This window comes from Paenibacillus silvae (assembly GCF_014639235.1).
GTDB classification, from domain to species: Bacteria; Bacillota; Bacilli; order Paenibacillales; family Paenibacillaceae; genus Paenibacillus; species Paenibacillus silvae.
On record NZ_BMFU01000008.1, the window covers coordinates 200,753 to 219,565 of the forward strand.

Below are 18,813 nucleotides of genomic sequence, written 5' to 3' on the forward strand. Positions count from 1 at the left end.
ACCGGCTACTGCATTAGATGGCGGTTCAGAAATTTCTCCATAGCACGGTACAGATCAAGCTGATTCTCCACATTAGCAAAGCCATGCCCTTCATTTGTTTTTAACATATAAGGCACATCAACCCCGCGTTTGCGCAACGCTTCCACAATCTGATCGGACTCCGCCTGTTTGACACGGGGATCATTCGCACCTTGAGCAACAAACAGCGGTGCCTTCATCTGATCCACATGGAATAGTGGTGAGATCGCTGTGAGCAGCTCTTTATCTTTCACCGGATCACCTACACGCTCATAAAACATGTTACGCCCGGACTCCCAATAAGGGGGCAACGAGTCAAGCAGTGTAAAGATATTGGATGGACCTACATAACTGATCCCGGCAGCATAGACGTCAGGGGTGAAGGCCAAGCCTGCCAGTGCCGCATATCCTCCGTACGATCCACCGTAGATCGCTACTCGCTTCGGATCAACCGTACCCTCTTTGACCAGCCAGTTTACACCATCCGTAAGGTCATCCTGCATCGCTTTGCCCCACTGTTTGTTGCCTGCATCCAAAAACTTCTTGCCATATCCGGTAGAGCCACGGAAGTTTACCTGAAGCACCGCATACCCGCGACTTGCCAGGAACTGCACCTGCGGACTATACCCCCATGAATCCCGAGCCCAAGGCCCTCCATGCGGGATAACGACGAGCGGAAGCTCAGAAGCCTGTGCTTCCGGTGGAAGCGTGAGATACCCATGGAGATCCAGACCGTCACGAGATTTATACGTAACAGGCTTCATATCTGCCATTTTCGATTCATCAATCCATGGAGCTGTGTCTGCCAGTTTATCCAGCTTGCCTGTCTTTGAATCATAAAAATAATACGTGCCCATCGCCTTGTCATTATAGGAGATGAACAATACCTGTCCATCATTGCTTGTGTTTAAAATGTTAACCTCTTTGCCTGGAACCTTGGCCTTGATATCCTGCACTAATGTCTTAAATGTATCATCAAAGAACTCATAATTCATTTTGTCCGTCTCATATACTGCGGCAAGAATCTTGCCTTTTTCCTTGGAAGGAACAATATTGGTCACATCCACATCTTTATTTTCATAAAGAGTTTTGTTCACCTTTTTTGTTGCCGGGCTATATTCCACGATAGCCATCTTGTCCTGATCGATATTGGATACCGCATACAGGTTTTTATTGTCGCTTGTGAACATGAACGGAGCAAAGGTATCTCCCAGCTTCGTTGTGAGCAGAGGCTGGAACGGCTGGTTCTCGGTTTCACGATACATCAGGGAAGATACATTGCCATCACTCGATATGGCTACACGAATTTTGCCTTCATTATCCGTCATCCAGTCTGAAATATCGCCCGGATTCTCGGCAGCGAGCACTGCTTCTCCTGTATTAATATTAATCCGGTATACATCGAAAATTCTCGGATCACGCTTGTTCATACCCACCAAAATCTCATCAGGTATATTCTCCAAAGAATCGATCAGCACCGCTCTTGTGTTTGAATATGGCGTCAGATCCTTGCTTTCTTTTCCAGTAATATCCGTCACATACAGGTGATAGTTCTCATCTCCAGCAGCATCTTTGAAATAAAGAAGCTTCTCATTGGTTGCCCATGCGAATCCGGCAATACTGCGGTCCGTTTCACTAGTAATCCGTACAGGCTTATCCTGTCCGTTCCCTTTAACGACAATATTCATCCGATTGTTCCACGGTTCCATGTAAGCCAGATTTTTTCCATCAGGCGACATTTGGAAACCTGCCTGAGCTGGCTGTTTGAAGAAGTCCTCCAGAGGTGTGAGCCCTTCTTTCTTCACATCAAGTCCGAGCGCAAGATACAGAGCATTCGCAAATTCGCCATGCGTTACAGCCTGTTTGGCGTTAAATGTGCTACCCTCGATAATAAAATGCTGTTTCATCCGAATGGCATCTGTCGCATGTACGGCCGGAATCTGATCTGCATCGCTGTAAACGACCTGTATACCGTTATCCTTCAGTTCAAAAGCTCTGGTGAACAAGGATGCCATCTGTGCTCGTGTCAGCGGAGCGGCCGGTGCGTATCCCTTCACCTTACCTTGAATTAGACCACCTTGCTTCAGTGCATAAATTGCTGGAGCAGCCACATCATTCGATTGTACATCTGCAAATCCTGTAAGCGATGCTGGCGTATCCAATTCAAGTACACGCTGCAGGATGATTGCTGCTTCTGCACGTGTAATTGGCGCTGCACTGTCACTCATTCCATCCGTGGTGCCATCTATGTATCCCAGTTGCTGAAGAGTCTGTGTTGCCTTGGAAACGATAGATTCCGAGACAGCCGCCGTAGGCTTGACAGCCTCTGCCGCTTGCACCGCAGGCTGAATTAAGGCGATGGACATCGCCATCGACAGCGTCAGTGCATATACTTTTTTGCTAAACCTGTTCAAATAATTACCCCCTTAGAATTGAAATATAATATTGTCATGGAATAAATCACACCTAATTTTACCATGTTTAACTATTTGATAACAATGTTTCCTTCTCTTAACATCTAACATCGTTAGTTGACTTTTGTACTTGAGAAACCGTAATTTAGCAGCTTACGCGTCTCAACAAACCGCGCTTCCCGTGTATCAGTTCCAAAAACAACTGATATTAGCCGCTTGCCATCCCGCTCAGCCGTTCCTACGAAATGATATCCACTATCCTTATCGTAACCGGTCTTCAAACCATCATTCCCATCATAGGCATACACTCCGCCGATTGAAGATAACATCCAGTTGGTATTGCTCATATAGATGCCTTTCTGATGCATGGATACCTGCATTTGACTGGAGACTTTAAGAATCTCGGGATGATGATTAAGCAAATATTTTGCCAGCTTACAAGCATCTATGGCAGTCATTAACGTTTGTCCCTGTACATCCTGCGGACGATTGGGACCCAGCATAGCTTCACTTAAACCGGTGGAGTTGGTAAAGTGAGTATCTCCTGATAATCCGATCTCTGCGGCCCTCTGATTCATGCGCTGTACAAACTGATGCTCTGAGCCGCTAATATGCTCTGCCAGTGCAACAGCTGCGTCATTGGCAGAATAGACGGTAACGACCTGAAACAGCTCCTGAACGGTGAAGCGATCTCCCTGTTTCAGCGCAAGCTGATTACCACCAACCGAACTGGCGTATCGGCTGACATTCACCGGATCATCCCAGCGAATATCTCCATTTGCCACCGATTCCATAATAAGCAGCTCCGTCATGAGCTTGCTGACACCAGCTGGTGCAATCTCCTCGGAGCCGTTGTAGTTCATCAGAATCTGTTCTGAATTCATGTCCATCAGGACAGCAGATTCTGCCTTGATGCCAGGCTTGCCCACCAGCATGTCCGGTTTTACGCCCAAATATATAATAATGAGTAAACTGAACAGCATTCCTGCCCGTTTCCACCATTTTTTCATCGTATTATCACCTCTTACTTATATAGACGAAGCAAAGAGGCATTTTGTCTGCACTTTTTTGAAAAAAAGTTAAATTTTTTTTATTTTTTGGTTACAAAAAAAACATGGACCCCAAACACCCCATGCCAGAGTGTCGGAATCCATGTTTTTCAACAGTTACAATTACTCAGCTACGACTGGTTTATCTGCGTTTACAGCCAGGTCATTCAGGTAAATACCTGTTCCATCACCAATCGCATAATTCATTACACGTTTGTTTACTGGAGCTACAACGGCACGATACAACGTAGGGAATACTGGAACTTCATCCACCATGTATTGTTGCCATTCATTATAGATTTCTTTACGTTTCTCTACATCGAATGCTTCGGCAGAGACACCACGTGCCAGCAATTTATCATTTTCTTCGCTAGAGAAACGTGAGAAGTTATACAGTGCATCACGCCCATAGAGACCCGCTGGGTCTACGTCAATACCAACACCCCAAGCCGCTTGATACACATCGACATTCGGATCGTCTTTACCAGTGTTACCTACACGATCATAGAAGTTGTTAAACTCGATCATTTCCAGATTTACTTTCAAACCGATCGCTGCCCAAGATTGAACATAGTAACGTGCGAGTGGCTCAGCCGTGTCGCCACCAGTCATGGAAATAAAGTTGATTTCCAGTGGTGATCCATCAGGTTTTGTACGGAATTCTCCGTCCATTTTGTAGCCTGCTTCGTCAAGCAATTTTTTTGCAGCTTCCGGATCATATTTCACACCTGGATTGCTGGAATCATGGAATTCAGGGTGAGAAGGTGGAATTAGTGTTGTTGCGTTCCAGCGAAGACCATTATAGAAACGTTTACCTACTTGGTCATTATCTACAGCCAACCACATCGCTTTACGCAGATTTTTATCTGCCATTTTAGCGTCTGGATTGGTTACAACTTTACCATTCTCCGCATCCCAAGTTCCCAGTTTGAAGCCGATGTACGTATATGCACGATCCACCGCACCCAGGAATTCGACATTGGACATATTGGCATTATCTTTATACTGATCTGTCGGGAAAGCATCTACCAGATCTACACCACCAGACTTCAGCTCTTGAACAACCGTTGTCGGGTTGATTACTTTCAATGTCACTTTGTCCAGTTTTGGAGTTCCACGCCAGTAATCTTCGTTCTTAACGAAAGTTACAGACTCACCAGGGGTGATGGTCTCAACTTTGAATGGACCAAAGCCAATTGGCTTTTCACGTACTTCTTTGGAAGAAGACATTTTCGCAACATCCATATTACCGAAGATGTGTTTAGCGAGTGGATATGTCCACAAGCCGCCTGTCAGCAGGGATGGTGTTGCTTCTTTATACGTTATGCTGATTTTTTTGTCGCTCAGCACTTTAATACCAGAGATTGTTTTTGCTTTTCCAGCATGGAATTCATCCATACCTACAACGCTTGTAAACTTAGAATCATAACGTGGACCATCATAGCCCTTACTACCGATGACTTCATAAGCAAACTGTAGGTCTTCAGCCGTTACCGGCTTGCCATCATGCCAGTTTACATTGTCACGAATCGTGAGTGTAAAGGTTTTGCCATCCTCAGAAGTCTCATATGTTGCTGCACCATCATTAGTGTAGACATAGTTTTTGTCCCAAGTTAGCAAACCTTCATCAAACCATTGCAAAACCTGTGCATCAGGGTTACCGGAATAGAAGTTAAAGTTCAATGTACCTTCAAAAGCTGTATCGGATACGAGACCAAAAGTCAGTGATCCGCCTTCAATCGCTGTACCTTCATTTGTTTTAACATTGCTGAAATCTTCAATGGAGTATACACCCTCTTCATTTGCAGGTTTTTCCTCCGTCTTTCCTTCTTCTGTTTTTGTACCCGGTGCAGGTGTTGCTGCCTCTTTTTCGGAGCACGCCGCAAGCGCCAATACAAAGACCAGCATCATCGTGAAAAATAGTGCTCGTGAAAATAATCCCTTTTTCATGAACCTTTCCTCCCTTTTTTTAACCTCTTCTTTGTCTTGCATCCGTCGCACGCTTCAACGCCTGTCCGACATTATTTATACTCAACATCAATACCAGAATTAGTAGTGATGCAGGTAGCCATATCCACCATCTGTATTCCAGCGTTTGCGGATTACGTGCATAACTTACGAGTGTTCCCAGACTGGGTGTGCTTTCTGGAAAACCAAATCCCAGGAAAGACAGCCCGGATTCAAGACCAATATTGGACGCCAGGTTCAACGTCATCGTAACGATAATGATTGAACTCAGGTTGGGAAGAAGCTGAGATACAATAATTTTAAAGTGAGATGATCCCAATGTTTTGGAGGCTTTAATATACTCCAGCTCGCCCTCTTGAAGTGCTTTGGAACGAATCAGCCTGGCAATCCCCATCCATAGGAAGGCGGTCATAATTAGTGAGAATGAAACGATATTATACTTTGGTACAGCCGTTACAAAAGCAATAACCATCATCAGGAACGGCAGAATCATGAAAAAGTCCACCACACGCATAAACATATTATCAATCATGCCACCGAAATATCCCGAAAGCACACCAACCAGAATCCCGATGAATCCGGTCATCAACGTAACCAGAATCCCGATAGTTAAAGAGTTTCTTGTCCCAATTACAAGTTGACCAAATACATCCCGGCCACCATAATCTGTTCCAAGCCAGTACTGTGCTGACGGTGGCTCATAGAGTGCAAATAGATCTACTTTAACAATCTCATCCTGATCCAGGATCATGGAAGTTCCATATACAAGGACGACAACCAATCCTAGAAAAATGAGCGAAACCAAGGCTACTTTATCCCTAACCAACTCTCGCCATAATATCCTCCAGCTTGAGGGGCTTTTGTCCGTTTTCTGTGAAGTTATAACAACATCATTGGCACTGCTCATCTGTTTTCACCCCGAAATCTTCAAGTTCTTACTTAATGCGAATACGCGGATCGACCAACCCCAGAATAATATCAGACAGCAACGATCCTAGAATTGTAGCAACCCCATATAACAATACAAGTGCTGTAACAACACTGAAATCCCGTAATGAGATGGAATTCAGGAACAACTGCCCCATACCCGGATAGCTGAATATACTTTCGATAAAGATGGTCCCGCCAATCAGTCCCGTGATCTCGTAACCGAAAAATGCAGCAATCGGCAGCAGGGAGTTTCGCAAAATATGTCTGTTGTAGATTCGGGCTTCCGAAGCACCCTTTGCTCTTGCCGTAAGCACAAATTCCTTGTGTTTGATATCAATGATCTCACTGCGCAAATATTGTACCGTGGATACGGTAGAGATTAATGCCATCGATAGCGCCGGCAGAAGTAAATGGTGAATTTTGCTTATGACATAATCGAAAGTGCCTGGTGTGAGACCCGGTGCCACACTTCCTCCAGTCGGGAACCAGCCAAAACGGAAGCCGAAGATCCAGACCATAACCAGAGCGAATATAAACAGCGGTGCTGCAAAGCCCAGGTACGTGTAACCTGTAATCAAACGGTCAGACCATGTGTCGTTGTAACGTCCGCTGATAATTCCGAGCGGGATCGCAATAAGATACGTAAGAATGAGTGTTGCCAAAGCAAGCCAGAACGTATTGGCAATCCGTTGACCAATGAGGTCGGTTACTGGCATTTTGAAACGGAAGGATTGTCCGAAGTCACCCATGGCCGCATGACTGATCCAGTCCCAATACTGTACATACCAGGGGTTGTTTAGCCCCAGTCGTTCACGCTGTTCATCCAGCGCTTTCGGGTCAACGCTCGGGTCGAGCAGTCCCGTCAATGCGTCCCCTGGCATGGCTTTGGCCATCAGGAAGACAAGAATGCTAAGCAAAATTATTTGAGGAATCATAATAAATATTCGGCGTACTATAGTTTTCCACATATGGCCTTCAACCTTTCTGAGGTAGAGCTACCCGGTGAGTATCGGAAATGGATTGGAGCGAATAAGCAAGCCCTTCCTCATCGAAGAAATTGCGGTATGAGTTTTCATACTCGGATTTGATCTGTTGTCGGAAAGCATTCATTTCCTCACGTTTGGTCGGGTCCATATCCGGAATGGCTGCGATAAGACGTTTGGTGTAAATATGCTGGGGATTTTCAAAAATATCATCTGTTGTCCCTTGTTCCACATATCGACCTTTATACATAATTCCAATCTGGTTGCACATATGGCGTATAATGCCCAGATCGTGACTGATGAACAGATAAGTCAGATTGAGTTCCTTCTGGATCTCCTGCATGAAATTAAGCACCTGGGCCTGTACAGATACATCCAGAGCCGATACAGGCTCGTCAGCAATAATCAGTTTTGGCTTGAGTGCGATAGCACGAGCAATTCCAATCCGTTGACGCTGCCCTCCTGAGAACTCATGCGGGTATTTATGGATCGATTCAGGACTAAGCCCGACCTTTTCCAGTAGACTAGCAACCTGCCTCTTCTCCTCAGCTACCGTTAGACGCTCATAGTTACGGAGAGGCTCGGCAATGATGTCTAGAACTCTTTTCTTCGGGTTAAGCGAAGAATACGGATCCTGGAATATCATCTGCACATCCCGCTGAAGCTGCCGATCCTTGCGTCGTTCTCTGGTTAGATCCTTACCGTTAAATAAAATTTTCCCAGCCGTTACATGGTTCAGGCCAATCACAGCTCTGCCTGTTGTGGTTTTGCCTGAGCCTGATTCGCCTACAAGCCCGTAGGTCTGACCCTCTTCAATGGAAAAACTGACATCGTCAACGGCCTTGACGCTACCAATCTCCCGTTTAAGTAATCCTCCGCGAATCGGAAAGTGTATTTTGAGTCCTTCTACTTCGAGTAGTGCCATTATGTTATTCCTCCTCCGCTTGATCAGGGAAATGAAAATGCTGATAGCAGGTACACCTTACTAAGTGACCTGGTGCAATTTCATGCATTTTCGGGTTGTCTTCGTGAGCTGATTCGCTGATCCAAGGAATACGCGCCTTGAAGCGGCAGCCTTGTCGAGGAAGATTTTTGAGAGAAGGCACAATACCTTGAATGACATGCAGCCTGGATTTTTCTTCGTTAATTGTAGGAATAGAGTTCAGCAATGAGCGTGTATACGGATGCTTCGCGTTGGTCATAAGTGTTACGATATCCGCAATTTCAACGATCTCACCTGCATACATTACAGCAACCCGATCTGCCATCTCGGCTACAACACCAAGATCATGGGTGATAAGTATAATGCCAGCATTAATCTCATTCTTGAGCTCGCGAATCAATTCAAGAATTTGCAGCTGAATCGTAACGTCAAGTGCTGTTGTCGGTTCATCAGCAATCAGCAGCTCCGGTTTATTCGCAATCGCAATCGCGATGACAATACGCTGTCTCATGCCACCAGATAATTCATGGGGATACTGTTTGTATATTTGTTCGGGACGAGGAATCCCTACTTGGTTCAATAAGTGAATAACCTTATCTTTCTTTTCTTTCAAAGACAGCTTAGGTTGATGAAGCGTAAGAATCTCTTCAATCTGTTCACCTATGATCATGAGAGGATTTAATGCGGATAGAGGGTCCTGGAAAATCATTGCCATTTCTTTCCCCCGCAGTTTATTCAACTGATTGGGAGGAAGATTAGCGATATCTTGTCCTTTGTAGAGAATTTGGCCTTCAATTTTAGCTTTGTTATGCAGCCCCATCAGCGAGAATGCAAAAGCACTTTTTCCCGAGCCTGATTCACCTACAATAGCCAGCACTTCATTTTTCTTAACTTTCAGGTTAACGTGGTCAACTGCTGCATAATAGTTATCTTCAATTCTGAATGATGTTGTAAGATCTCTGACTTCCAATAGCTCATTATTCAAATCAATCACCCTAACCCCGTAAATTCCGCAGACTGTATTCGTGAGTAAATGAATGCATCTACTGTATATTTCCATGTTCTTCAATAAAATGAACAAAAGTGTATACAAAATACCTTATCGTAAACAGAATCAAGATCATAAGTTTCAATTTAAACCATTGGTCAATTAATGTTGATAATTCCTAGCGGAATTATAATTACAAATAATTACTGTAATCATACGTGTAATTTTAGTTAACGTCAATCATTATTTTGTGTTTTTTGGAATAAATGTTTTCTTTACTACAGTTCTGGGTATTAGTTTTAACTAAAAGGTATCTATATCGGGGTTTAATAAGGCTTAATCGTTTATGTGGGACCATTTTTCGTTGAAAAGGGGCTAGGTATTACAAGATTTTCATGAGCCATATATAACATATCTATAACGTGAAATTGTAATTTTCATGATATTTTCACATCAAAAAGAAAAACGATGTAAATTTCATGTCATATATAGGAGGATTTTGTCGATTAAGAGAAGAATATATTTAAGTAACCGAAAAGCGCTGAATTATTGTGTCTATGCAACATTTGCAAGAAAAACGTAAAAATCTAGTTATTCTAGTATAGTTTTATTTATTTGTTGCTGTAAAGAGTTAATTGTCACTTTTGAACATTTATTTTACAAAAGAAAGAAAAAAGTCCTACGATAAGCAGGACTTTTATAATAATTATTCATATTAATGAATATATAATATATCTATTATGGTTCAGCTGGAGGCCTTTTGCCGCGCTTCAAATCACGAATGCTTAAACCAAAGTCCATCTGCAAATGAGGATAGTCCGGGAAGTCTGTCCAGTCCCCTCCCCACGTAAAACCCATATCTTTGGCCAAATCTACAACCTCCATCCAGTCTGCCTTGCCATTGCTGTTATCATCACGCTCCATGTCCCACACGATGTCTCCTTCGGGAGTTCTCAAGGCAAAATCGATGGCAAGTCCATAGTTATGATATGACTCCCCTCCTCTTGCATTGGTAACGATATTTCCTGATGCTGATCGTCCCTGAGCAAAAAGTGCATCCTGTTCAGCCACACTTCTGTATCCATGGGTAATTACAATATTTATGCCACGTCTGGCAGCCATACGAACCAGTACACCCTCATTCCCCGCCACCACTGGATGTAATCCCGTAATAGGTATTGGTTCGGGTATCGTCTGATCCGGCCATAACTCACCAAATTCCCCTTTTTGCTGTAACCATACAAATACAATAGATATAAACAACGTTGCGATGATCCAGTTTCTCAAACTTTTCCTTCTTCGTATTCTTTCCTTACGCTGTATTGAATTCATATACTCTCCCGATGTTATTCTGACTATATCTCCAGTCAAAGGCTATATAATGAGGGTCTTTTTTTCTCATCCATACAGGTTAAACTCTATTATAATTCATCTCGCCTTTGAAAGCTTCTTTTGCAAAAATACATGATTATACGTTTTCATTTTCTCCATTTTTCATAGGTGTTCTCTCTCCTGTATATGTTTATGCACACAACAAAAAGAGCAGCCGGCTATAAGCCGACTGCTCTGTATGCAAACTGAGTAGAGACTACTCAGTTGTGTATGGCAGCAATGCGATTTGACGGGAGCGTTTGATTGCAATCGTCAGCATGCGTTGATATTTAGCGCTAGTACCTGTTACACGGCGTGGCAAAATTTTTCCACGTTCGCTGATAAATTTACGAAGCAAGTCCGTATCTTTATAGTCGATGTGAGTGATTTTGTTCGCTGTGAAGAAGCACACTTTACGACGTTTGTTACGACCACCACGACGTGCCGGTCTTTTATCGTCTCCGCCTTCTCTTTGCTTGAAGCCCATGCTTTTCAGTCCTTTCCTATCATGTAACCCATATCTCTTGATGAGTATCGGCTCACGTTAAAATGGCAAATCATCATCCGATATATCAATCGGTTTTCCGTCATCGGAAAAAGGATCCTGATTGTTGCTACGCGCAGCATTATTGTTGCTGGCACGTCCGCCGCCGCCTCCATAAGAAGGCTCTTCACGCATAGGTTGTCCCCCGCCGCCACCGCCTTCACGGTTAGCTGACTCCAAGAAACGAACATTATCGGCAATGACTTCGGTTACGTATACACGTTTACCTTCGTTATTTTCGTAGTTCCGTACTTGAATGCGTCCTTCGACTGCAGCCAGACGACCTTTACGCAAATAGTTTGCACAGGTCTCAGCAAGCTGTCTCCAGGTTACGACCGGAATAAAATCTGCTTCCCGCTCTCCCCCTTGACTTGTAAACGGTCTGTCTACGGCCAAAGTAAATTGTGTCACGGCTACTCCTGCTGGAGTATAACGCAACTCAGGGTCCCGGGTTAACCGGCCGATCAGAATGACACGGTTCAACAATGTAATCCCCTCCTTCTGAGCGTATTGGTGCGATAATCACGAGTTACTGTCTTAAGCAGACTTAACGTCGTTAGTAATGAGATAACGAATTACTTCGTCGGAAATTTTCATGAGACGCTCAAGCTCAGTAACTACTGCTGGTTCAGCAGTGAAGTGTACCAGAACATAAACACCATCACGGAATTTCTTGATCTCATACGCAAGACGGCGTTTACCCATAACGTCGTGAGCAGTAACCTCACCACCGCCGTTGGAGATGATGCCTTGGAATTTATCGACTGTAGCTTGAACAACTTCTTGCTCAACGTCAGGACGAATAATGTACATCACTTCATATTTGCGCATAATTTTCACCTCCTTATGGACTCTGGCCCTCAATCCAGGTTGAGAGCAAGGAACGAGCACAAACTCGAACTATATTAATATAACAAATCCACAGACGAAATGCAAGCAAACGTTCCCTGTACAGACTGGTACATAATCACCAACATGATCAAGCCATGACTTGAACACACTATAGAAGCAACACTGATCTCATTTTGTGAGGAGGCTGCTTGATATGGGTGAACGAACCGAATTTGAACCGGGAGATAAAGCACCGAACGATGGAGAGTACACGGAAGTCGGAGAGAAAAGTTTTCATACGGAAATTAACAATCCCAAGCGAGTTACGTTGAAGAAAGGCGAAGCTTTTCCGGAAACCAGCAACCATAACCGTAAGTGGAAAAAGCTGACCAAGGCTCGGGTGCACTAAAATATTTTAAGTTCATGTATATAAAAAACCAATATGCACATAATACAATCAGGCGGTACACAAGAGAGGTGTGGTTCCGTTGGACAACGAAGCCGATTTTTCGCTGTTGGAGATGCATCACGTAATATAAGAAGCATATGGGTGTGTAAGACTCGTCTGAAGCACGCGTATTGCAGCAAGCAGTACAGCCAGCGTTTCTGTCGTTACGACCGATTGTGATCTGACTAAACATGTACCGCCGGATAGAGAGCCCTTCGGGGCTCTTTGTTTTTCTTCCATAAAAAAGATACAAAAAAGACTTTCCTATTGGAAAGCCCTTTGCATTTTTCTATTTAAATCTCCATTTCGTGGAGTTTACGTACTACAATCGTTTCGATTAACAAAAACGTGAAGTGGCGGAAAGGGTGGGATTCGAACCCACGCACGCTGTGACACGCCTAGCTGATTTCGAGTCAGCCCCCTTGGGCCTCTTGGGTACCTTTCCGCAGCAAAATTGATTATATCATGCTTGCAAGAGGAAAGCAATACCTACGCCACACCTGCATGTAAACGTTATTTTCGAGTCTACAAGTTCCACTTATTACGTGTGCAGATATCGCAAATTGGAACTTAGAAAGATGATTCGCTTGTGTACCAGACCTCAGGATTCCGCGTTTTCTTCTGCGGCACGCAACACCTTTTTCATATTTTTCTCGAACTTGGCTCTGGGAATCAGCACACTGTGCTTGCAGCCCACACATTTGATCCGTATATCCATGCCCATGCGGATGATCTCCATCTCATTGCTGCCACAGGGGTGCTGCTTTTTCATCTGTACAATATCTCCAAGCTGAAAACTTTTACGCTCCACCTGCACCATCTCCCTCATCTTTATCGAGCGTTGCTGCCTGCTCCAATGCTGCCTGCTTGCTTCTTTCATGATACTCCAAAATTTTCTTCACATCACCCTGAATCTGACGTTCCACCGAAGCTCTCGAATTAGGCATGCATTCAGATACAATACGGATAACATATTCCGACGTTGACATGGACTGTATACCTAACACATCAGGAACCTTCACGATATTCAGATTACGCTCCTCGATGCCAGCCAGTGACTGCTTCACCAAGTGAACAGACTCATCCAGCGTCAGATCAGCCTTCATCGGGATATCCACCACCGCCAAGGAGTTGGACATAGAATAATTGGTCACACTCGCAATCGTACCGTTCGGAATAATGTGAACTTCCCCCTGCCAGCTTACAAGTTTGGTTGTTCTTAGTCCAATAACCTCAACCGTACCCTTATACGATCCCGTCTGGATGACGTCTCCTACTGCAAATTGATCTTCTAATATAATGAAAAATCCGGTGATAACGTCCTTCACTAGACCCTGAGCACCGAAACCAATGGCAAGCCCAAGCACACCTGCACTGGCCAACAGCGGGCCAACCTGGACATCAATCTCCGATAACAGTAACAGAATCATAATGAAATTACATGTTATGGAGGTCGCATTTTTTAACAGCTCTCCAATAGTTACGAACCTGCGGGGATTCACACGAATTTTGCCTTCCTGTTTACGAGCCATGGAACGATCAATAATCCGGTATACCACTTTAATCACGATACGCGTAATAATAAAAATAATCAGGATACGGATCGAGCTGAACATGATGTTAAGCCACATATCCGCATCCGAAATTTTGTCCCACACTTTATCCGTCCAGCGAATGGCGTTATTTACAACTTGATTGGTAGAATTCTCTTCAGGGCTCGCAGCTAAGTAAATAGGTAAGCTCATCTGATCCCTCCTCTACATCGGTATGTTATCATAGCTGTCTTCCGTCTTGAAATAGAGACCGCGAATCTCCACAAACTCGTCCCGAATAATCTTCTGTACCCGTGACAGGTCCTCTTTGGGAAATTGAATACACAGAGCGCAACCTGCGGTAATCTCTTTAGGGGTCGGAAACAAGTCAATCTCAATCTCGGCAAACTCCAGCAGCATCTCTGCACGCAGCGCCTGCTGTGTCGAGTCAAAAGCAATCAGCATCCAATCATCGATCCATTCGTCCATGTTCTGCTCCTTTCAAGCTGCGGGCAGTTCTCGGCCCAAAAGCAAAAAGCTTGTCCTTGCGAAGTATAAAACACTCTACCTTTCCATATACTGTTACTACTATTCCAAGGGAAAGGATAGATCCTATGAACCCTGCTTCTCGTTCCTTTTCGTCACAAGATATGACCAGTTTGAAAATACCCCACACCGATCCAGGCGTGCATTCTGCTATTGTACATCGTTTGATGTTTCATCTCTACAAAGCTCATTCTCTGCAAAATGTAGTCATCGTCTGTATCGGCACAGACCGCTCTACCGGCGACTGCCTTGGCCCCTTGGTGGGCACATCACTCGCCAAATGGGACAGCCCTCTGTTTCATCTGTATGGCACGCTTGATGAACCCGTACATGCGGTTAATTTACAGGATACACTCCACAAGATTTATCAAACCCATCACAATCCATATGTGATCGGCATTGATGCTTGTCTGGGTCAATCCTCCAGTGTAGGTTGTATTCAGGTCGTAGACGGCCCTCTCAAGCCTGGCGCAGGAGTAAATAAAGAATTACCGCCGGTCGGCGATATCCATCTGACAGGTATCGTTAACGTCGGCGGTTTTATGGAATACTTTGTACTTCAGAATACACGGCTTAGTCTCGTTATGCGCATGTCTGAAATTATATCCAGCAGTCTCTATTCAGCCATTCGGGAATGGCATACCCGGTCTACTCTGCTTGCTGTGCCAGAATAATTGCTTCCTTCTCCTCTGGGGAAAGTGTATACGATGACTCTCCCCCTTTTAGAGGTTTTGCATATACATATGAACCGTCTCGATTGAATAATCCCGTGAGAATCATACCATCCTGACTGTCATTAATCATGGCTATAGAGAAGCTCAGGTCGCTGCCACGCTCTCCGTACGCGTTATACCTTTTCACGCCGACCTTGCCCTGTATGCGGGCCAGCTTCTGCAATGCTTCCTGCAGCTGATTCGTCTGCAGCTTGTGTTCATCCTCGATGCTGTCCATCTGGATTTTCAGATTAATCAGCAGGGACTCCAGGTCCTCCACACCACTGCCAGCCATCATGGCTTCATATTTACGTTTGAATTTCCGTAACCTTGCCCCTTGAGCAATACTTACAATTAATAGAATCAACGTAAGTAATGCCAATCCGCCAATAATCCATAACAGCTGTTCCAGAATCAGCTCATTTAATTCAGCCATGTAAGTGCAACTACCCCTCTATGTTTTTGATCAGATTCACGTCTGTCCGCTTGCCTTCGCTTTTATTATAGATCAACCTGATAAACAAAGATTTAATCATATTTTTCCAAATAAAATATATCAATGTTCATATTTTTTCTGCCTTTTAGTTCCCCTTGGTGAGCTCTATTACCGCCCGAATCAGCTGATCCGCCTCATCCTGAGTCGAATTGTATCCCACACTGGCTCGAACAGCTCCAGTTCCCGTTGTACCCGCAGATTCATGTGCCAGTGGTGTGCAATGGAAGCCTGAGCGTACCGCTATACCATAGTTCCGATCCAGTCGGAATGCCAGTTGAGCAGCATCATATCCTTCCACTATAAAGGATACTAATCCTGTTCGCGGTTGTCCAATTTCAGGGCCTAACATCCGAATACCTTTAATAGAAGCAAGTCCTTCCATAATATGCTGTGTCAGCTCCCATTCATGCTGATAAATCTTAGCAGGTGTCATAGCGAGAACATGCTTCACTCCAGCTCCTAATCCAGCAATGCCTACCGTATTCGGAGTACCTGCCTCATATCGATCAGGACGCACTTTAGGCTGCTCCAGTGCTTCAGACTGACTACCTGTTCCCCCATGCAGCAACGGCTTTACATCCAGCTCAGGAGCAATGTATAAACCACCTGTTCCCTGCGGTCCCAGCAGTCCCTTATGTCCGGGAAAAGCAAGCATATCAATGCCAAGCTGCCCCACATCTATAGGCAGTATTCCAGCACTTTGAGCAGCATCAACAAGAAATATTGCCCGATGCTTATGACATAGCTCTGCAATCTCGCCAACAGGCAAAATACTGCCTAGAAGATTGGAGCTATGTGTACAAACGACCAGACGGGTGTTTTTCCGAAACATACGTTCCATCTTTTTCAGATCCATTACACCTGACGCGTCCACAGGTACATAATCAACCTCTATTTTACCTTGCATGCGCAAAAACTCCAACGGTCGTCTAACCGAATTATGTTCTGCCATAGTGGCAATCACATGATCACCTTGCTGAAGGGAGCCTTGAATTGCAAGATTAAGCGCCTCCGTTGTATTGGAACCAAATGCAATATCATTCGGATTGTTGACAGCAAAAAGTCTCGCGATTTCTTTCCTTGTTTCAAACAATACTCTGCTGGCCTGCACAGCCATGCGATGGCTCCCTCTTCCCGGGTTCGCCCCGGCGAACTCCAGCGCGTGCATCATCGCCTCACCCACAGCTGGTGGTTTGGGCCACGAAGTTGCTGCATGATCGAGATATATCATCTTCTCCATTTTCTAACCACCTCTGCTCCTAAGGGTGCCATGCTGAATTCACGCAAACAAAGAATGACATATCGCTTCTCCAGAACACAGAGTCGATATGTCATGACATGAGTAGCTCTGCATGTTGTAACGAACCACCCAAGCTGCTATTGCAACAATTCCAATAACCGCTCGAGATCCTGCTTGCTGTAGTAGTTGAGCTCTATTTTACCTTTATCTTTTTGACCATGTTTTATTTTCACCGTCGTTTTAAATCGTTCACGCAGTGATTCTTCCAAGGTATCAATAAAGGGATCCTTCTTTTTTAATTTGTTCTTGGTCCTTGCTTCACCTGTCTTAGAACGATCCAGCTGCTGTACAGCCTCTTCAAGCTCACGCACACTCCACTGCTGGTCAATTGACTGTTTGGCCAGTTGCTTGACCAGGCTTTCATCCTTAACACCTACAATGGCACGTGCATGGCCCATCGATAATGTTCCACGTGAAACATGCTCCTTAACTTCCTCCGGTAAAGACAGCAACCGCAAAAAGTTAGCAATATGAGAACGTGATTTGCCTACCTTCACAGAAAGCTCTTCTTGAGTTAATGAGAATTGATCCATCAGCCCTTGATAGGCTACCGCTACTTCCATTGCATTCAGGTTTTCCCGCTGCAGGTTCTCAATCAGGGCAATCTCCATAACCTGCTGATCATTAAAAGTACGAACTACAGCCGGAACAGTTGCATTCCCACAATACTGTGATGCTCTGAACCTGCGCTCGCCTGCTATAATCTCATATCCTCGAAGCACAGGTCGAACGATGATCGGTTGAATCACACCATGTTGCCGAATGGATTCGGCCAGTTCATGAATGGCTTCCTCATCAAATGCTTTACGCGGCTGATAAGGGTTAGCCCGCAGTTGGCTAATCGGGATTTCTACGACTTTATCGTCGTCATTAATTGAAAGCGAAGGAATGAGGGCATCCAGTCCTTTTCCAAGCCGCTTACTCATAAGAAATCACTTCCTTTGCGAGCTCTAAATACACTTCCGCTCCCCGGGATCGGGGATCATACGTAATAATAGACTGCCCGTGTGATGGTGCTTCACTAAGCCGTACATTACGCGGAATAATTGTCTGATACACTTTTTGCTGAAAATACTTCTTCACTTCTTCTATAACCTGAATACCGAGATTCGTTCGAGCATCAAACATCGTCAACAACACACCCTCAATCTGAAGGGAAGTATTCAGATGTTTCTGCACCAGGCGAACCGTGTTAAGCAGCTGGCTCAGTCCTTCCAACGCATAGTATTCACATTGAATAGGGATAATCACCGAATCAGAGGCGGTTAAGGAGTTAATTGTCAGCATACCCAGCGACGGAGGACAATCAATCAAAATATAATCGTAATTGCTTTTCACTTGTGCAAGTGCCTTTTTCAACCGAACTTCTCGCGATATGGTGGATACCAGTTCGATCTCGGCTCCGGCAAGTTGGATCGTTGCAGGTATGATATGAAGTCCATCAATTTGTGTCTCCGCGATCGCTTCCTGAGTCGGCACATCATTAATAAGAACGTCATATATACAATTCGCCACGTCTGCTTTATTAATTCCGACTCCGCTCGTTGTATTCCCTTGGGGGTCTATATCCACAAGCAGTACCTTCTTCCCAAGTGAAGCAAGTCCTGCACCCAAGTTAACCGATGTCGTTGTTTTCCCCACACCGCCCTTTTGATTTGCTACGGCCATAATCTTAGACAATACCTTCACCTCAAATAAAATAGGAGTCTTTTCTAGTAGGTTGTGAGTTACAGTTAACA

Annotated in this window: 20 protein-coding genes and 1 tRNA gene; 2 read left to right on the forward strand and 19 right to left on the reverse strand. The window is 44.6% G+C overall.

What is annotated here, in order from left to right:
• Window positions 1-5: 5 nt before the first annotated feature.
• From IEW26_RS22690 to rpsF, 11 genes are all read right to left on the reverse strand, one after another.
• Complete coding sequence (locus tag IEW26_RS22690; RefSeq protein ID WP_188594016.1) at window positions 6-2,432, reverse strand: S9 family peptidase; 2,427 nt, start codon at window positions 2,430-2,432, stop codon at window positions 6-8.
• A gap of 113 nt (window positions 2,433-2,545) precedes the next feature.
• Window positions 2,546-3,442 (reverse strand): D-alanyl-D-alanine carboxypeptidase family protein, encoded by an 897-nt coding sequence (locus tag IEW26_RS22695; RefSeq protein WP_188594017.1) that lies wholly within the window; start codon window positions 3,440-3,442, stop codon window positions 2,546-2,548.
• 162 nt (window positions 3,443-3,604) lie between these two features.
• Complete coding sequence (locus IEW26_RS22700) at window positions 3,605-5,431, reverse strand: oligopeptide ABC transporter substrate-binding protein (protein ID WP_188594018.1); 1,827 nt, start codon at window positions 5,429-5,431, stop codon at window positions 3,605-3,607.
• Between the two features lie 19 nt (window positions 5,432-5,450).
• On the reverse strand, window positions 5,451-6,356 hold the full coding sequence (locus IEW26_RS22705; RefSeq protein WP_188594019.1) for an ABC transporter permease: 906 nt from the start codon (window positions 6,354-6,356) through the stop codon (window positions 5,451-5,453).
• 28 nt (window positions 6,357-6,384) lie between these two features.
• Window positions 6,385-7,347, reverse strand: coding sequence for an oligopeptide ABC transporter permease (opp4B, locus tag IEW26_RS22710; RefSeq protein WP_188594020.1), 963 nt, complete (start codon window positions 7,345-7,347; stop codon window positions 6,385-6,387).
• A 7-nt stretch (window positions 7,348-7,354) separates the two neighbouring features.
• Window positions 7,355-8,287 (reverse strand): ABC transporter ATP-binding protein, encoded by a 933-nt coding sequence (locus IEW26_RS22715; RefSeq protein WP_145405178.1) that lies wholly within the window; start codon window positions 8,285-8,287, stop codon window positions 7,355-7,357.
• Between the two features lie 4 nt (window positions 8,288-8,291).
• Entirely contained in the window at window positions 8,292-9,290 is a 999-nt protein-coding gene (locus IEW26_RS22720; RefSeq protein WP_188594021.1) for an ABC transporter ATP-binding protein, read from the reverse strand.
• A 741-nt stretch (window positions 9,291-10,031) separates the two neighbouring features.
• The gene (locus tag IEW26_RS22725; RefSeq protein WP_188594022.1) at window positions 10,032-10,625 is read right to left on the reverse strand and encodes a M15 family metallopeptidase; all 594 of its coding nucleotides are present in this window, start codon (window positions 10,623-10,625) and stop codon (window positions 10,032-10,034) included.
• Window positions 10,626-10,881: 256 nt separating this feature from the next.
• The gene (gene rpsR, locus IEW26_RS22730; protein ID WP_090923587.1) at window positions 10,882-11,151 is read right to left on the reverse strand and encodes a 30S ribosomal protein S18; all 270 of its coding nucleotides are present in this window, start codon (window positions 11,149-11,151) and stop codon (window positions 10,882-10,884) included.
• 57 nt (window positions 11,152-11,208) lie between these two features.
• Window positions 11,209-11,694 carry a single-stranded DNA-binding protein gene (gene ssb / locus IEW26_RS22735; RefSeq protein WP_090923588.1) on the reverse strand — a complete coding sequence of 162 codons (486 nt, stop codon included), beginning with the start codon at window positions 11,692-11,694 and terminating at the stop codon, window positions 11,209-11,211.
• A gap of 51 nt (window positions 11,695-11,745) precedes the next feature.
• Complete coding sequence (rpsF, locus tag IEW26_RS22740) at window positions 11,746-12,039, reverse strand: 30S ribosomal protein S6 (RefSeq protein ID WP_024629534.1); 294 nt, start codon at window positions 12,037-12,039, stop codon at window positions 11,746-11,748.
• 214 nt (window positions 12,040-12,253) lie between these two features.
• Between rpsF and IEW26_RS22745 the strand changes: the two genes are divergently transcribed.
• Window positions 12,254-12,448 carry a YjzC family protein gene (locus IEW26_RS22745; RefSeq protein ID WP_145405184.1) on the forward strand — a complete coding sequence of 65 codons (195 nt, stop codon included), beginning with the start codon at window positions 12,254-12,256 and terminating at the stop codon, window positions 12,446-12,448.
• A gap of 393 nt (window positions 12,449-12,841) precedes the next feature.
• Here the strand turns inward: IEW26_RS22745 and IEW26_RS22755 are convergent.
• The 4 genes from IEW26_RS22755 to IEW26_RS22770 all read right to left on the reverse strand — a co-directional run bounded on the left by IEW26_RS22755 (window position 12,842) and on the right by IEW26_RS22770 (window position 14,508).
• Window positions 12,842-12,932, reverse strand: a tRNA-Ser gene (locus IEW26_RS22755).
• A 156-nt stretch (window positions 12,933-13,088) separates the two neighbouring features.
• The gene (locus IEW26_RS22760; protein WP_111269848.1) at window positions 13,089-13,298 is read right to left on the reverse strand and encodes a DUF951 domain-containing protein; all 210 of its coding nucleotides are present in this window, start codon (window positions 13,296-13,298) and stop codon (window positions 13,089-13,091) included.
• The gene (locus IEW26_RS22765; protein ID WP_188594024.1) at window positions 13,288-14,232 is read right to left on the reverse strand and encodes a mechanosensitive ion channel family protein; all 945 of its coding nucleotides are present in this window, start codon (window positions 14,230-14,232) and stop codon (window positions 13,288-13,290) included. The genes IEW26_RS22760 and IEW26_RS22765 overlap by 11 nt, the downstream gene beginning before the upstream one ends.
• Before the next feature lie 12 nt (window positions 14,233-14,244).
• Complete coding sequence (locus IEW26_RS22770; protein ID WP_184191356.1) at window positions 14,245-14,508, reverse strand: putative Se/S carrier protein; 264 nt, start codon at window positions 14,506-14,508, stop codon at window positions 14,245-14,247.
• A gap of 125 nt (window positions 14,509-14,633) precedes the next feature.
• Here IEW26_RS22770 and yyaC point away from each other — a divergent pair, with 125 nt between their 5' ends.
• A complete protein-coding gene (gene yyaC / locus IEW26_RS22775) occupies window positions 14,634-15,239 on the forward strand; it encodes a spore protease YyaC (protein ID WP_188594025.1) in 606 nt (201 codons plus the stop codon).
• Here yyaC and IEW26_RS22780 read toward each other — a convergent pair.
• The 4 genes from IEW26_RS22780 to IEW26_RS22795 form a co-directional block, all read right to left on the reverse strand.
• Window positions 15,214-15,714, reverse strand: coding sequence for a DUF4446 family protein (locus IEW26_RS22780; protein WP_111269851.1), 501 nt, complete (start codon window positions 15,712-15,714; stop codon window positions 15,214-15,216). The genes yyaC and IEW26_RS22780 overlap by 26 nt on opposite strands.
• A gap of 145 nt (window positions 15,715-15,859) precedes the next feature.
• Entirely contained in the window at window positions 15,860-17,014 is a 1,155-nt protein-coding gene (locus IEW26_RS22785) for an aminotransferase class V-fold PLP-dependent enzyme (RefSeq protein WP_188594026.1), read from the reverse strand.
• 137 nt (window positions 17,015-17,151) lie between these two features.
• A complete protein-coding gene (locus IEW26_RS22790; protein WP_188594027.1) occupies window positions 17,152-18,000 on the reverse strand; it encodes a ParB/RepB/Spo0J family partition protein in 849 nt (282 codons plus the stop codon).
• Window positions 17,993-18,754: a ParA family protein gene (locus IEW26_RS22795; RefSeq protein WP_111269854.1), complete on the reverse strand. Its 762-nt coding sequence runs from the start codon at window positions 18,752-18,754 to the stop codon at window positions 17,993-17,995. Before IEW26_RS22795 ends, IEW26_RS22790 begins: the two co-directional genes overlap by 8 nt.
• Window positions 18,755-18,813: the final 59 nt, after the last annotated feature.